This is a genomic window from Salinicola endophyticus, assembly GCF_040536835.1.
Classification (GTDB): domain Bacteria; phylum Pseudomonadota; class Gammaproteobacteria; order Pseudomonadales; family Halomonadaceae; genus Salinicola; species Salinicola endophyticus_A.
The window spans coordinates 1674765-1690621 of sequence record NZ_CP159578.1; the positions used below are offsets into that span (position 1 = coordinate 1674765).

The 15857-nt window shown below is 65.6% G+C and carries 12 protein-coding genes; 8 read left to right on the forward strand and 4 right to left on the reverse strand.

What is annotated here, in order from left to right; genetic code table 11:
* Positions 1-27: 27 nt before the first annotated feature.
* Positions 28-1755 carry a type IV-A pilus assembly ATPase PilB gene (gene pilB, locus ABV408_RS07655; RefSeq protein ID WP_353981838.1) on the reverse strand — a complete coding sequence of 576 codons (1728 nt, stop codon included), beginning with the start codon at positions 1753-1755 and terminating at the stop codon, positions 28-30.
* Positions 1756-1997: 242 nt separating this feature from the next.
* Between pilB and ABV408_RS07660 the strand changes: the two genes are divergently transcribed.
* Positions 1998-2477, forward strand: coding sequence for a pilin (locus ABV408_RS07660; RefSeq protein WP_353981839.1), 480 nt, complete (start codon positions 1998-2000; stop codon positions 2475-2477).
* Between the two features lie 74 nt (positions 2478-2551).
* Here ABV408_RS07660 and ABV408_RS07665 read toward each other — a convergent pair whose 3' ends face one another.
* The gene (locus ABV408_RS07665; RefSeq protein WP_035473735.1) at positions 2552-2836 is read right to left on the reverse strand and encodes a hypothetical protein; all 285 of its coding nucleotides are present in this window, start codon (positions 2834-2836) and stop codon (positions 2552-2554) included.
* Positions 2837-3087: 251 nt separating this feature from the next.
* On the opposite strand from ABV408_RS07665, the gene ABV408_RS07670 reads away from it, so the two are divergent.
* Entirely contained in the window at positions 3088-4539 is a 1452-nt protein-coding gene (locus tag ABV408_RS07670; RefSeq protein ID WP_353981840.1) for a TrkH family potassium uptake protein, read from the forward strand.
* 192 nt (positions 4540-4731) lie between these two features.
* Here ABV408_RS07670 and ABV408_RS07675 read toward each other — a convergent pair whose 3' ends face one another.
* Together ABV408_RS07675 and ABV408_RS07680 are read right to left on the reverse strand one after the other, a co-directional pair.
* Entirely contained in the window at positions 4732-5934 is a 1203-nt protein-coding gene (locus ABV408_RS07675) for a 1-acyl-sn-glycerol-3-phosphate acyltransferase (RefSeq protein ID WP_353981841.1), read from the reverse strand.
* Positions 5931-6857, reverse strand: coding sequence for a recombination-associated protein RdgC (locus ABV408_RS07680; RefSeq protein WP_353981842.1), 927 nt, complete (start codon positions 6855-6857; stop codon positions 5931-5933). Before ABV408_RS07680 ends, ABV408_RS07675 begins: the two co-directional genes overlap by 4 nt.
* A 161-nt stretch (positions 6858-7018) precedes the next feature.
* Between ABV408_RS07680 and ABV408_RS07685 the strand changes: the two genes are divergently transcribed.
* The 6 genes from ABV408_RS07685 to cmk all read left to right on the forward strand — a co-directional run bounded on the left by ABV408_RS07685 (position 7019) and on the right by cmk (position 15652).
* A complete protein-coding gene (locus tag ABV408_RS07685) occupies positions 7019-7450 on the forward strand; it encodes a thioesterase family protein (RefSeq protein ID WP_353981843.1) in 432 nt (143 codons plus the stop codon).
* Between the two features lie 171 nt (positions 7451-7621).
* The gene (gene gyrA, locus ABV408_RS07690; protein WP_353981844.1) at positions 7622-10336 is read left to right on the forward strand and encodes a DNA gyrase subunit A; all 2715 of its coding nucleotides are present in this window, start codon (positions 7622-7624) and stop codon (positions 10334-10336) included.
* Positions 10337-10528: 192 nt separating this feature from the next.
* Positions 10529-11617: a 3-phosphoserine/phosphohydroxythreonine transaminase gene (serC, locus tag ABV408_RS07695; protein ID WP_353981845.1), complete on the forward strand. Its 1089-nt coding sequence runs from the start codon at positions 10529-10531 to the stop codon at positions 11615-11617.
* A gap of 30 nt (positions 11618-11647) precedes the next feature.
* Positions 11648-12748: a prephenate dehydratase gene (pheA, locus tag ABV408_RS07700; protein ID WP_035473721.1), complete on the forward strand. Its 1101-nt coding sequence runs from the start codon at positions 11648-11650 to the stop codon at positions 12746-12748.
* A gap of 1 nt (position 12749) precedes the next feature.
* Entirely contained in the window at positions 12750-14975 is a 2226-nt protein-coding gene (locus tag ABV408_RS07705; RefSeq protein WP_353981846.1) for a bifunctional prephenate dehydrogenase/3-phosphoshikimate 1-carboxyvinyltransferase, read from the forward strand.
* The gene (gene cmk / locus ABV408_RS07710; protein ID WP_353981847.1) at positions 14972-15652 is read left to right on the forward strand and encodes a (d)CMP kinase; all 681 of its coding nucleotides are present in this window, start codon (positions 14972-14974) and stop codon (positions 15650-15652) included. Before ABV408_RS07705 ends, cmk begins: the two co-directional genes overlap by 4 nt.
* The last annotated feature ends 205 nt before the right edge of the window (positions 15653-15857 follow it).

Genomic DNA, 15857 nt, shown 5'->3' on the forward strand with positions numbered 1-15857 from the left:
GGTGCGTGGGTCGCCGTGGGGCGTGGCTCAGTCGAGGGTCACGCGGTTGACCTCCTCCAGGCTGGTCACGCCGCTGAGCGCCAGCTCGATGGCGCTCTGGCGCAGGCCGGGATAGCCGCGTTCGCGCGCCAGCTGTGCCAGTTCCAGGGCGTGGCCATCACGCATGATCAATTGGCTCATGGCGTCATCGATCGGGACCACTTCATAGATCCCCTGGCGGCCCTTGTAGCCCAGCGTGCAGCGGTCACAGCCGCCGGGACGATAGAGCGTGGCGCTGGCCAGGCGCGCTTGGGTGATACCTTCGCCGAGCAGCACCTCGTCAGGCACCTGAGTCGGCACCCGGCAGTGTGGGCAGAGCCGACGCGCCAGGCGCTGGGCAATGATCAGTGACACCGAACTGGCGATGTTGAAGCTTGCCAGCCCCATGTTGCGCAGCCGCGTCAGCGTCTCGGCGGCAGAGTTGGTGTGCAGTGTGGAGAGCACCAGGTGGCCGGTCTGGGCCGCCTTGACCGCGATCTCGGCGGTTTCGAGATCACGAATCTCGCCGACCATCACCACGTCAGGGTCCTGGCGCAGAAAGGCGCGCAGGGCGCTGGCGAAATCGAGCCCGATGCGTGTCTGCACGTTGACCTGGTTGATCCCCGGTATCTTGAGTTCCACCGGGTCCTCGGCGGTGGAGATGTTGCGCTCCTCGGTATTGAGTCGATTGAGCCCGGTATAGAGGGTCACCGTCTTGCCGCTACCGGTGGGGCCGGTCACCAGAATCATCCCCTGGGGGCGCGCCAACGCACTCTCGAACAGCTCGCGCTGGGGCGGTGAGAAGCCGAGCGCGTCGATGCCCCAGCTGGTGGCGCGGGCGTCGAGCAGGCGCAGTACGATCTTCTCACCGAACACCGTGGGCAGGCTGTTGACGCGGAAGTCGATGGCGCGCTGGTCCTCCAGGCGCAGTTTCATCGCGCCGTCCTGGGGCAGGCGGCGCTCGGAGATGTCCAGGCGTGCCATCACCTTGAGCCGTGCGGCGATGCGGGTGCGCAGGTTGAGCGGCGGGCGGGTCACTTCCAGCAGCATGCCGTCGATGCGAAAGCGCACCCGAAAGCTCGACTCGTAGGGCTCGAAGTGCACGTCCGAAGCGCCGCGCTGGATGGCGTCGCGCAGCACGCGGTTGACGAAGCGCACGATAGGCGCATCGTTGTCGCCGCCAGCATCCAGGGCCGCGGCTTCCTCTTCCAGATCGATCTCGCTGGTATCCAGCGTCACCGCATCGCTGGCCTCGTCGAGCGCCTCGAGCATGCCCGAGGTGTCCTGGTGCTGAAGGCGGCGGGCGAGGGCACGCTCGAGTTGATCGAACGGCACCAGCACGCCATCGATCGCCAGCCCGGTGGTGAACTGGAGCTCGTCGAGCTTGGCCAGCGTGGCGGGGAAGGCGACAGCCACCGTGAGGCGGCGGTCGTCGCGCGCCAGCGGCAGTACCTGGAAGCGGTTGATCAGCTTCTCTGCGATCGGCTCGACGATCGGTAGGCGTTCCCATGCCACGGGCTGTAGATCGAGAAATGGCAGGCCATACTCACGTGCCGCCGCCTCACCGGCCTGGCGCGGATCGACCCGGCCCTGGCGCACCAGGAACTCGAGCAGTGTCTGGCCGGCCTCCTTCGCCGAGTGCAGCGCGTGCTCGCAGGTCGCCGCCTCGATCAGGCCACGATCGATCAGCCGGCGGGCGATACCGCGATGGATGCCGGAGGAGGTGGTGGTCGGCACGTCGAGGCGCCTCTCGCGAATAGAAATGGCCGCAGCGTAGGCGGAGGTCGTACCCGCGTTATCGGCAGTGCCAACTTTTTCTTTAAGAATCCTGAGACATGGCCGATAAGCGTCTTGAGTGTCACCGAATGTAACGTTGCGTGTCGTTTTGGCACGCTGCGCGTGGAGGCGCGGCGTGATTCGGTTTGCACGGCAGGGCGGCGACGCCGACCGGCACAACATCGACAAACTAGGGGATTTCCATGCAAGGGCAACACAAGCGTCGAGCGCTATACCGCCAGGGCGGTTTTACCCTGATCGAGCTGATGATCGTGGTCGCGATCATCGGCATCCTCGCCGCCATCGCTATTCCGCAGTATCAGAACTATGTGGCGAGGTCGGAAGTCAGTTCCGCCATCGCGACCTTGAAGTCGCTGCAAACTCCTGCCGAGTTGGCGTTTCAGCAAGGCGATACAGTGACAACTCCGTCGGATCTCGGGATTTCCAGCGACGCGGTTCAAAACGGTAAGATTACCGTCGCGAATTTTAGCCGCAAGGACGCGGACGGTAATGCCGCGGATCCCGAGATCAGCTTTACCTTCGACCAAGGAGGGAACTTCTCTGGCAAGGCAATTACGCTGGAGCGGCAGAAAGATGGTGGTTGGCAGTGCAGCACGAATTTCACGGATAACGAGCTTGATTCTGTGCCCGACAGCTGTAAGAAGAACACATCTGACACCTGATGCCATCTTAGTCGGAGCGAAAGGCCGGCCGTCGCCGGCCTTTTTCTTTTCCAGCGCGCCGGCCGGCCCGCCTCTCAGTAGAGCGCCTTCTCCTCGCCCACGACCTCACGCAGCACTTCCAGGAACAGCCGGTCGGCATCGGAGTGCTCCTTGGGGTCTTCCGGGATATGTACGCTGGTGGTATCGGAGATCTCGTTGGCGATACGCGCCCACGCCTGCGGGTCGTTGCTGCCATCCGAGTGGCGTTTGGCGATCGCCAGCGAGTTTTCCAGGATGCCCGGCTCCTGCAGCAGTTTCTTGATGAAGGCGCGCAGCTCGTGAATGACGCGAACCTTCTGCATTTCCGAAGCGGAACTCATGGCACTCTCCTTGCTCGAGTCGGGAAGATGGCGCCACGATAGCACAGCCGCCGGCGCCGCCGTACTCGTCTGAGCCGGGTGTCGTGGCTGCCTGTCTGGCCCTCCCGCGGCGCCTGGTGCGTACTTCCGGCGGCAGGTGGCAGTGTCGCGGCGTGCCCGATTGGCCTATCATCGCCAGTCGTTTGGCGCGCCGGCGATCACGCATGGCGGCGTGGCGGTGAGTGAAGGGCGCATCGAAGGGGAGAGAGACGTTGCGAGACGCCAAGCCGATTGTCAAAGTTCTGGCGCTGTTATTGATCGTGCTGGCCGTGTTCATGCTCCCGCCGATCGTGCTGTTGAAGCTGGAGGGCGATCCCGACCTGTGGGCCTTTCTCAAGTCGATGGCACTGGTCGCGGCCATCTCGGCAGGCTTGCTGGCCTGGACCTGGCATACGCCGGTCGAGCTCAAGACCCAGCACATGTTCATTCTGACCACCTCGAGTTGGGTGGTGATCAGCGCCTTTGCCAGCCTGCCGCTGGTGCTGGGCGCGCCGCAATTGTCGTTCACCGATGCGGTGTTCGAGTCGATCTCGGCAATCACCACCACCGGGTCGACCGTGCTCTCGGGCATCGAGCATCTCTCCGATGGCCTCAAGCTGTGGCGTGGTCTGATGCAGTGGCTGGGGGGGATCGGGATCATCGTGATGGCGATTGCGATCCTGCCGTTTCTCAAGGTGGGGGGCATGCGGCTGTTCCAGACCGAGTCCTCCGACTGGTCGGACAAGGTGTTGCCGCGGGCTGGGGGGATCGCCAAGGCATCCGCAGTGATCTACCTGGGACTGACGCTGGTGGCGATACTCAGCTATCGGCTGGCGGGCATGCAGACTCTGGATGCGATCGTGCACGCCATGAGTTCGGTCTCCACCGGCGGCTTCGCCAACTACGATGCCTCCTTCGGCATCTACGAGAGTCGCCCGCTGATCCTTTGGCTGGGCTGCGCCTTCATGCTCGCCGGGGCATTGCCGTTCGTACTCTATATTCGCCTGATTCGTGATTCGCGTGGCGCGCTGTGGCAGGACCAGCAGGTGCGCGGCCTGCTCACGCTGCTGGTGGTGGTGATCGGCACCCTGACCCTCTACCGGGTGCTGGCCTTCCATGATGCGCCGTTCAGCGCGCTGACCGAGGTCGCCTTCAACGTGATCTCGGTGGTGACCACCACCGGCTATGCCAGCCAGGACTACAGTCTGTGGGGGCCGCTGGCGGTGACCACCTTCTTCTTCATCACCTTCGTCGGCGGCTGCAGCGGTTCGACCAGCGGCGGGATGAAGATATTCCGCTTCCAGATCGGTGGGCTGATGCTGCTCAACCAACTGCGCTATCTGGTGCACCCCAGCGGGGTATTCGCCCAGCGCTACAACGGCCGTCCGCTCAACGACGAGGTGGTGCGCGCGGTCATCGCCTTCTCGTTCTTCTTCTTTTTGATCTTCGCGATGCTCTCGCTGGCGCTGGCCGCCCTCGGGCTGGACATGGTCACCGCGACCACCGGCGCGGCCACCGCGCTGGCCAACGTCGGCCCCGGCCTGGGGCCGATCATCGGCCCGGCCGGTAACTTCGCCAGCCTGCCGGATGCGGCAAAGTGGATTCTCTGCATCGGCATGCTGATGGGTCGCCTGGAGATTCTCACCGTGCTGGTGCTACTGATGCCGTTCTTCTGGCGCAAGTGATGGCGCTTTGCCGGGGCAAGTCGCCCGGAGGGGGGGGCGCCGGGGCGCGAAAACAGACACGGCCACGCCGAATGAGGCGTGGCCGTGTGAGGCAGTCTGCTTTTTTGCGTTTGCCGCCGGCCTGGCGTTTATCGGTCTAGCGTTCGCCGATTTTGAGACCGGTCGTTGGCGAAATCGTCTGACGCGACGCGATCAGGAAGCGTCGCTATCCAGGCGTCCAGCGCGGTTGAGGATCGGGTTGGCGTACTGCTTCAGCCACCATGGGCGCAGCTCGGCCGGCACCTCTGCCAGGCGCGTCTGGAAGCGTTCGCGATCTTCTGCGGTGACCGCAGAGAGGTCGACCAGATCGGGGGCGAGGCCGGTCTCGGCCAGGGCCAGCTGATGACTCGGGAACAGCGGGTAGTTCGACAGCACCTGGCGGTCGATCTCGGCGGCCACCGCATCGGCGGAGTCGAAGTCCGCCGACAGCGGCGTGCCGAAGGCCAGCTTGACCCGGCCCTTGTTGCCGATGATGCCGGAGACGATCGAGCGGATGTCCTCGAACTCGACCTTCTGGTAGCGGCCAGCGGTCTCCTTGGCGTGCAGCTCGCGCGCCTTGAGCAGATCGCAGGGGTCGTACTCGTAGCTGATCGACACCGGCACGATCTGCAGCTCCTGCACCGCACGGCCGATGTCGGGGTCGTTCTCCTCCTGGCGCCTGGCCATGCACAGCATCTTGACGATGGCGCTATCGGTGCGATCGACGCCGTCCTTGGCGCGGCCCTCGCGCTGGGCCAGCCAGACCGAGTGGTTGTCGTCGCTGATCGAGTGGCGGATATAGCCCGAGAGTGACTGGTAGGCCGCCAGCATGGCGCGCTTGCCCTTGACCGAGCGCGGCACGATGAAACTCTTGTTGAGCCGCATCAGGTCGGTGACGAAGGGCTTCTGCAGCAGATTATCGCCGATCGCGATGCGCACGGTGTCGTGTCCCTCGACGTAGAGCGCATAGTTGACGAAGGCGGGGTCGAGGGCGATGTCACGATGGTTGCCGATGAACAGATACGCCTGATCCGACGACAGTCGATCGAGCCCTTCGACGCTGAAGCCTTGCGTGGTGCGCGCGATCATGTGTGCCATGTAGTCGGCGATGCGCAGCTGGAAGTCGCGGATGGTGGCGACCCCGCGCACTTCACGGCGCAGACGCAGGCTGGCGAGAAAGCGGGCCAGCGGCGGCGCGACACGTGCCAGGCGCGGCAGGCGGTAGCGGGTGATGGCGTCGAGCAGCTCGCTATCCTGTGCCAGGCGTGCCAGCACGCCGGCGACCTCGTCGTCGTGGTAAGGACGGATGTCGGCGAAGCGATCGAGATCGATCGCGGCCTCGGCGCTATTGGGCGGCGTGGTGGAGCTCTGCGTCATGGTGTCGGGGCCGACGTCTCGGCTTCACCGCCGAGCCAGTCGATCAGCTGTTCGATGAAGGTGGCGAGTGCCTGGGACATCAGCGCGAAATCGGTCTCCAGCGCCACCGCGGGGTCGTCGCCATCTTCGGTCTGACTGGCTTCGTCGAGCAGGGCGTCGTCGAACTGCAATGACTTCAGTGCCAGGTCGTCGTGCAGCACGGTGCGCAGCTGTCCCTCGCTGCCGACGCTCAGCTTGCTGGCCTGGCGGCCGCCCTCGAGCAGCGACTGGATCTCCTCGCTGTCGAGATCGACCTGACGCGCACGCAGCACGCCGTCGTCCTCGGCAGCGCGCAGCTCGACCTGATCGCCCAGCAGCAGACTGGGCGGGCGGCTGCCGGCGTCGCTCAGCCACTGGGTCATGCCGCGCGATGGCGGCGTGCGGGTCGCCAGTGGCGTGACCTTGAGTGAGCCCAGGGTCTGGCGCAGCAGATCCAGCACCTCTTCCGCGCGCTTGCGGCTGGAGGCGTTGATACCGATCAGCCGGCGACGGGTATCCCACCACAGCTCGACGCGCTGGGTGCGGGTGAAGGCCTGCGGCAGCAGCTCCTCCATTACCTGCTCCTTGAGCAGCTGGCGCTCGCGCCGGGGCAGCGGCTGGCCTTCGGCCTGCTCGCGTGCCTCGCTGCGCTCGGCGACCTCTTCATTGACCACCGAGGCGGGCAGCAGGCGCTCCTGGCGCAGCATCGACAGCAGCCGGTGGCCCTGGATCTCGTGTACGCGCTGGTCGCTGCCGCGGCCGGCCGGGGCGCTCCAGCCGACCCGGCGTGCCTCGCGAGGCGAGACGGGGCGAAACGCAAATTCTGCCAAGGCGCTCTCCAGGTCCTCCAGCGCGAGAACCTCGACGTCATGGCAGCGGTAAAGATGACAGTGCTTGAACCACATACGCCCGTGTTTCCGTTTGAAAGGAGGCACATTATGTCGAAAGGACCCAGGTGTTGCCACCGAGGTAGACCATTGGCGTTTGCAGCCGTGTTTCAAACGAGCGTATGTTTCGATGTCAGGAGCGGCGCGCGATCGGCGTCGCCAATGACCCGGAGATTCGCATGGATTCACGCATCACTCATACCCAGGTTCGCGTCCGCGGCTTTCATCTGGATGGCTATGGCCACGTCAATCACGCCCGTTATCTCGAATTTCTGGAGGAGGGTCGCTGGGCCTTCGCCGATGAGCACCCCGCGTTCGCCGCCGGCATGGCCGAGGGCGTGGCGCTGGTCGCGGTCAATCTCAACATCGATTACCGCCGCGCCGCGGTGATCAACGACGATCTCGACATCGAGACCTGTCTGTCGCATATCGGCGGGCGCAGCGCCCGGGTGGCGCACCGTATCGTGCACCGCGACAGTGGCGAGCTGGTGGTGAGCGCGCTGCTGACCTTCGTGCTGCTCGATCAGCGCAGCGGTGAGGTGGTGCCGCTCGAAGGGGTGTGGCGCGAGCGCCTCGAACCGCTGCTGGTCGCCGAGGCGGAAGCACGCTAGCGGCTGGCTACACCACCCGGGTAAAAGACGTCAATGCCTGCCTTTGGAAGCCCTGAAATGGTATGATCGACAGATTGTGCGGCCGAGGGTCTCGGTCGCCTTGTCGGGGCTTCATTAACGCTGCTACGGTCGCCTTCGGCCGTGGCAGCGGCGCAAAGGATTTGACGACCCATGGGTGATATCGCCAGAGAAATTCTGCCAGTCAACATCGAGGATGAACTCAAGCAGTCCTACCTGGACTACGCGATGAGCGTCATCATCGGGCGTGCTCTGCCCGACGTCCGCGATGGCTTGAAGCCGGTGCACCGGCGCGTGCTCTACGCCATGCACGAGCTTGGCAACGACTGGAACAAGCCGTACAAGAAATCGGCGCGCGTGGTCGGCGATGTGATCGGTAAATATCACCCCCACGGCGACAGTGCGGTCTATGACACCATCGTACGCATGGCGCAGCACTTCTCCATGCGCCACGTGCTGATCGATGGTCAGGGCAACTTCGGTTCCATCGACGGCGACAACGCTGCCGCCATGCGTTACACCGAGGTGCGCATGGCACGGCTCTCCCATGAGCTGCTGGCGGATCTCGAGAAGGATACGGTCGACTGGGTCGACAACTACGACGGCACCGAGCGGATTCCCGAGGTGCTGCCGACCAAGGTGCCCAACCTGCTGATCAATGGTGCCTCGGGCATCGCGGTAGGGATGGCGACCAATATTCCGCCGCATAACATGGTCGAGGTGATCAGCGGCTGTCTGGCACTGATCCAGGACTACACCCTGACGGTCGACGACCTGATGGAGTACATCCCCGGGCCCGATTTTCCCACCGCCGGCATCATCAACGGCCGCGCCGGCATCCTCGAGGCGTATCGTACCGGGCGCGGCCGCATCTACGTGCGGGCCCGCCACACGGTCGAGTTCGACAAGAAGAGCGGACGCGACCAGATCGTCATCACCGAGCTGCCTTACCAGGTCAACAAGGCGCGGCTGATCGAGAAGATCGCCGAGCTGGTCAAGGAGAAGCGGGTCGAGGGTATCGCCGAGCTGCGCGACGAGTCCGACAAGGATGGCCTGCGCGTGGTGATCGAGATCAAGCGCGGCGAGTCCGGCGACGTGGTGGTCAACAACCTGTTCGCCCACACCCAGCTCGAGACCGTGTTCGGCATCAATATCGTCGCCCTTCACGACGGTCAGCCCAAGACGCTCAATCTCAAGGAGCTGCTGGAGGCGTTCATTCGCCACCGTCGTGAGGTGGTCACTCGGCGCACTCTGTTCGAGCTCAAGAAGGCGCGTGAGCGCGGTCATATCCTCGAGGGGCTGGCGGTCGCCATCTCCAACATCGACGAGGTTATCGAGCTGATCAAGGCCTCGCCCAACGCGGCCGAGGCGAAGGAGAAACTGATCGCCCGCGACTGGCAGCCGGGGCAGGTGACCGGCATGCTCGAACGTGCCGGCGCCACCTCGTGCAAGCCCGAGGATCTCGATGAGGGCTACGGGCTCACCGACGACCGCGCGCTCTACCGGCTCTCGCCGGCCCAGGCGCAGGCGATCCTGGAGCTGCGCCTGCATCGTCTGACCGGGCTCGAGACCGAGAAACTGCTCGACGAGTACCTGAGCATTCTCGAGCGTATCGCCGAGCTCAACCATATCCTGGCCTCGCCGGACCGGCTGCTGGAGGTGATTCGCGAAGAGCTCGAAGGCATCCGTGATCAGTACGGCAACGCCCGCCTGACCGAGATCCAGACCAGCCGTCTCGATCTCACCATGGAAGACCTGATCGCCGAGGAGGACATGGTGGTCACGCTGTCGCGTGGCGGCTATGCCAAGACCCAGCCGATCTCCGACTACCAGGCGCAGAAGCGCGGCGGGCGTGGCAAGTCGGCCACCAGCATGAAGGACGAGGATGTCATCGAGCATCTGGTGGTGGCCTCGACCCATGACACCATGCTGCTGTTCTCCAACCGCGGCAAGGTCTACTGGCTCAAGACCTACGAGATGCCCAACGCCAGCCGCGGGTCGCGCGGCAAACCGCTGGTCAACCTGCTGCCGCTGGACGATGGCGAGTCGATCAATGCCATTCTGCCGGTGCGTGACTACAACCCGGAGAGCTACATCTTCTTCGCCACCGCCAGCGGCACGGTCAAGCGGACCTCGCTCGACCAGTTCTCGCGTCCGCGTAGCGTCGGTCTGATCGCGCTGGACCTGGAAGAGGGTGATCGCCTGATCGGCGCCGCCATTACCTCCGGCAGTGATCACGTCATGCTGCTGTCGTCCAACGGCAAGGCGATCCGCTTCGAGGAGGGCCATGTGCGCCCGATGGGGCGGACTGCCCGCGGCGTGCGTGGCATGCGTCTGGCCGCAGGTGCCGAGGTGATCAGTCTGATCATCCCGCAGAGCCAGACCATCGATGCCGATGCCGACAACGAGCTCGATGGCGACACCGCCACCAGCGCGGATGGCAGCGAGGAGCAGATCTACATTCTGACCGCCTCCGAGCACGGCTATGGCAAGCGCACCCGGCTCGAGGAGTTTCCGATCCGTGGTCGCGGCGGCCAGGGCGTGATCGCGATGCAGACCACCGAGCGCAACGGCGCCCTGGTGGCGGCGATGCAGGTTCGCGACAGCGACGAGATGATGCTTATCACTGACCGCGGTACCCTGGTGCGTACCCGCGTCGGCGAAGTGTCGATCACCTCGCGCAATACCCAGGGGGTGACCCTGATCCGCACCAGCGAGGGGGAGCACCTGGTCAAGACGGTGCGGGTCGACGAGCCCCAGGACGAAGCGCTCGACGAGCTCGAGACGCCGGAGGAGACCGAGGTGGCCGAAGGTGAAGTGCCGCCGGAGGCCGGCGAGACGCCGCCGCCTGCGGACGACGACGCCTGAGGCCGCTGCGCCCCCGCCCGCCTTGGGTCGGGGGCGCATTGCCGACCTGGCTCGATGCGTGAGCCGGGCAGGGGCGGTGCCATGGGATTGGATGCAGGGGGTGGTGACCCCCTGAAGATACGTCTGGATGAACAAGCCCGGTCGAACGCAAACGCCCGGGTCGAGTGAAAGAGCCCACGGGGAATTCCGAGAATGACACGTCTGCACAATTTCTGTGCCGGTCCGGCGGCCATGCCGACGGCGGTGCTGGAGCGCGCCCGCGCCGAGATGCTCGACTACCAGGGGCAGGGTCTGTCGGTGATGGAGATGAGTCACCGCAGCCCGACCTTCGAGGCAATCGCGGCCAAGGCCGAGCGCGATCTGCGTGATCTGCTCGCGATCCCCGACAACTACCGGGTGCTGTTCATGCAGGGCGGCGCCACGATGCAGTTCGCCTGCGTGCCGCTCAACCTGCTCGGGCAGGGTGGGACACCCAACTATCTCGATACCGGCATCTGGTCGAGCAAGGCGATCAAGGAGGCGGATCATCTGGCCGCCTCGCACATTGCCGCTTCGAGCTGCGAGAGCGGCTACGTGCAGGTGCCGCGCCAGGGCGACATCGCGCTCTCCGCGGATGCGGCCTACCTGCACTACTGTCACAACGAGACCATCGGCGGGCTAGCCTTCGATTACATCCCCGAACTCGAGGCCGACGTGCCGCTGGTGTGCGACATGTCGTCGTCGATCCTCTCCACGCCGCTGGACGTGAGCCGCTTCGGGGTGATCTACGCCGGCGCGCAGAAGAACATCGGCCCCGCCGGCATTACCGTGGTCATCGTGCGCGAGGATCTGCTCGAACGGGCGCAGCCCTCGGCGCCCTCGCTGCTCGGCTGGAAGGTCTACGCCGACAACGATTCGATGATCAACACGCCGCCGACCTACGCCTGGTATCTCGCCGGCCTGGTGTTCGAGTGGCTCAAGAACGACATCGGCGGCGTCGCCGAGATGGAAGCGATCAACCGGCGCAAGAGCGAGGCGCTCTACGCGGCGATCGACGCCAGCGACTTCTACGCCAACCCGATCGCGCCGGCCAACCGCTCGCTGATGAACGTGCCGTTCACGCTGGCGGACGCGTCGCTCAACGGCGACTTCCTCGCGGATGCCGAAGCCGAGGGGTTGCTCAATCTCAAGGGGCATCGCAGCGTCGGCGGCATGCGCGCGAGCCTTTACAATGCCGTCAGCGAGGCCGACGTGCAGGCGCTGATCACCTTCATGGCCGATTTCGAACGTCGCCGCGGCTGAGTGGCGGCCGCATGCAGCCAGGACATGCCCATGACTGACAACACCGACAAGCCGCTGGACCTCGCTTCCCTGCGCCAGCGTATCGACAGCATCGACAGCGAGCTGTTGCGCCTGATCAGCGAGCGCGCCGAATGCGCCGCCCAGGTCGCCCAGGTCAAGACCGCCGACGACCCCGATGCCGTGTTCTACCGCCCCGAGCGCGAGGCCCAGGTGCTGCGCCGGGTGATGGAGCGCAACCCCGGGCCGCTCAACGGCGAAGAGATGGCACGGCTGTTCCGCGAGATCATGTCTGCCTGTCTGGCGCTGGAAAAGCCGATCAAGGTCGCCTATCTGGGGCCGGAGGGTACCTTCACCCAGCAGGCGGCGCTCAAGCACTTCGGCCACAGTGCGATCAGCCTGCCGATGGCGGCGATCGACGAGGTATTTCGCGAGGTCGAGGCGGGTGCGGTCAACTATGGGGTAGTGCCGGTGGAGAACTCCACCGAGGGCGTGGTCAACAACACGCTCGACTCGTTCATGGACTCCGGCCTGCACATCAGCGGCGAGGTGGTGCTGCGTATTCACCACCATCTGCTGGTCTCCAATATCACGCGCCAGGACAAGATTTCGCGGATCTACTCGCATCCGCAGTCGTTCGCCCAGTGTCGCAAGTGGCTCGATGCGCACTATCCCCACGCCGAGCGGGTGGCGGTCTCGTCCAACGCCGAGGCTGCAAGGCTGGTCAAGACCGAGTGGCACAGCGCGGCGATCGCCGGTGACATGGCCGCCCAGCTCTACGGTCTCGACCATGTCGCCGAGAAGATCGAGGATCGCCCGGACAACTCCACGCGCTTTCTGATCATCGGCAACGAGTCGGTGCCGCCCTCGGGCCAGGACAAGACCTCGATCGTGGTCGCCATGCGCAACCAGCCCGGGGTGCTGCACGGTCTGCTAGAACCCTTCCATCGCCACGCCATCGATCTCACCCGGCTGGAGACGCGGCCGTCGCGTAATGGCGTCTGGACTTATGTCTTCTTCATCGACTTCAAGGGGCATGTCGACGACCCGGCTGTCGCCGGCGTGCTGGAGTCGGTGAAGCAGCACGCCTCCGATATGAAAGTGCTCGGCTCCTACCCGGTGGGTGTGCTCTAGGATGTCGGGAGAGACCGCGCCCACGCTGCTCATCGTCGGGCTGGGCATGATCGGCGGCTCGCTGGCCGCCGCGCTCAAGGCGGCAGATTACCGTGGCACGCTGCTGGGCTGCGACCGTAATGGTGACGAGATCGCCACCGGGCTGGCCATGGGCGTGATCGACGATGGTGGCAGCATGCTGGCACCGCTGGTGGCGCGCGCCGACATCGTGGTGCTGGCGGTGCCGGTACTGGCGATGCCGGCGGTGTTCGAAGCGCTGGCCCCAGCGCTGGGGTCGCGCATCGTCACCGATGTCGGCAGCACCAAGCGCGCGGTGTGCGACGCCGCGCGGCGGGTCTTCGGCACGCTGCCCGCGCGCTTCGTTCCCGGTCACCCGATCGCCGGCTCGGAGAAGAGCGGGGTCGCTGCGGCCAATCCGACGCTCTATCGTCATCACAAGGTGATCCTGACCCCGGAAGCGGAGACCGATCCGGCGGCGGTGCAGGCGGTGCGCGGCCTATGGGAGCTGTGCGGGGCCCAGGTGCTGGAGATGCCGGTGGCGCGCCACGACCAGGTGCTGGCGCGCACCAGTCACTTGCCGCATCTGCTCGCCTTTTCGCTGGTCGATACCCTGGCGCGCCAGGACGAGCGGCTGGAGATCTTCCGCTACGCCGCCGGCGGCTTTCGCGACTTTACCCGCATCGCCGGCAGCGATCCGGTGATGTGGCGCGACATCTTCACCGCCAACCGCGACGCGCTGCTCGGCGCGCTGGACGACTTCGAGAGCGGGTTGGCGCGACTGCGTCGCGCGGTCGAGCAGGGCGACAGCGATGCCATGCTGGGCACCTTCGACCGTGCCAGTCACGCCCGACACTATTTCGAAACGCTGTTGAATCAGACGAGTTATCAAGCCATGGAATCACGACAGGTGCAGTATCGGGTCTCGCCCGGCGGGTCGGTCAGCGGCCGTATCCGCGTACCCGGGGACAAGTCCATCTCCCACCGCTCGATCATGCTCGGCGCTCTGGCCGACGGGGTGACCGAGGTCAAGGGTTTCCTCGAGGGCGAGGATAGCCTGGCCACGTTGCAGGCGTTCCGCGACATGGGCGTGGCGATCGAAGGGCCGCACCAGGGCCGTGTGACCATCCATGGTGTCGGTCTGCACGGTCTCAAGCCGCCCGCCGGCCCGCTCTACGTGGGCAACTCCGGTACCGCCATGCGGCTGTTCGCCGGGCTGCTCGCCGGGCAGGCCTTCGACACCGAACTCACCGGCGACGCTTCGCTGACCAAGCGTCCCATGGCGCGGGTTGCCGATCCGCTGCGTCTGATGGGCGCGTGCATCGATACCGCCGAGGGCGGGCGTCCGCCGCTCAGGATCCATGGCGGGCAGCCGCTCAAGGGCATCGACTACGACATGCCGATGGCCAGCGCCCAGGTCAAGTCCTGCCTGCTGTTGGCGGGGCTCTACGCCGAGGGCGAGACCCGCGTGCGCGAGCCGGCGCCGACCCGGGACCATACCGAGCGCATGCTCAACGGCTTCGGCTACGCGGTGACTCGCGAGGGAGACGTGGCACGCCTGAGTGGCGGCGGCAAGCTCACCAGCGCGCCGATCGACGTGCCGTCGGACATCTCTTCGGCGACCTTCTTTCTGGTCGCGGCGGCGATCACGCCGGGTGCCGATCTGGTGCTCGAGCATGTCGGCGTCAACCCGACGCGCATCGGTGTGATCAACATTCTCAAGCTGATGGGCGCCGACCTGCGGCTGGAGAATCCGCGCGAGGTGGGCGGCGAGCCGGTGGCCGACCTGCATATTCGTTACGCGCCGCTCAAGGGGGTCGACATTCCGGTCGACCAGGTGCCGCTGGCGATCGACGAATTCCCGGCGCTGTTCGTCGCCGCGGCCAACGCCGAGGGCACCACCCGGCTGCGCGGTGCCGAAGAGCTGCGGGTCAAGGAGTCCGACCGCATTCAGGCGATGGCGGATGGCCTGGCGATCCTGGGGGTCGACGCCACGGTGTTCGAGGATGGCATCGATATCGTCGGCAAGGGCGGCGAGAGCGCCAACTATGGTGGCGGCCGGGTCGACAGCCTCGGTGATCACCGTATCGCCATGGCCTTTACCGTGGCCGCGCTGCGTGCCAGTGCGCCGATCGAGATCGACGACTGTGCCAACGTGGCGACCTCTTTCCCCGGCTTCGTGACCCTGGCCGAGCGGGTGGGGCTCACCCTTGCGGAGGTGGAGGCATGAGTCTGGACGCTCCCGTACTCACCATCGATGGCCCCGGCGGCGCCGGCAAGGGCACCATCAGCCGCATGATCGCCGAACGCCTGGGCTGGCACCTGCTCGATTCCGGTGCGCTCTACCGGCTCACCGCGCTGGCGGCGCTGCGCAAGGAGGTCGCGCTGGATGACCTCGAGCGGCTGACCCGCCAGGCCCAGCGGCTGGACGTGGTGTTCGCGGTGGAGGATGGCGCGGCGCGTATCCTGCTCGAGGGCGACGACGTGACCCGCGCGATCCGCCGCGAAGAAGTGGGCAACGCCGCTTCCCAGGTAGCCGCACTGCCGCCGGTGCGCGAAGCGCTGCTGCAGCGTCAGCGCGACTTTCGCCAGGCGCCCGGGCTGGTCGCGGATGGTCGCGACATGGGCACCGTGGTGTTCATCGACGCGCCGCTGAAGATCTATCTCACCGCCTCGGCCGAGGAGCGTGCCCAGCGTCGCCTGCGCCAATTGCGCGAGGCTGGTGAAGATGCTAGACTCGCGACCCTTTTGGAAGAAATCCAAGCGCGCGATGCGCGCGATATGCAGCGTGCGGTAGCCCCGCTCAAGCCGGCAGAAGATGCCGTCGAGCTGGACACCACGCAGCTGGATATACCGGAAGTCGTGGAGCGTATCGAAACGCTGCTGGCCGAGCGCGGCCTGACCTGAGAGCTTCTCGGGTCGTGCGCCAGCCGGTGGAATGACGACACACTTCCGCTCCCGGGGCCCCTGGCAAGATGTGAAGACGTGCAGCGACATCGACAGTCAAGTCGCGGCAGGTCGAACCAGCGCCAACATCCCCAGGGATATGTCGATAAGGCCCGTACTCGCTGGTGGTACGGAGGAAGGCGGCCCGCCCGCCATCAACGTTGAT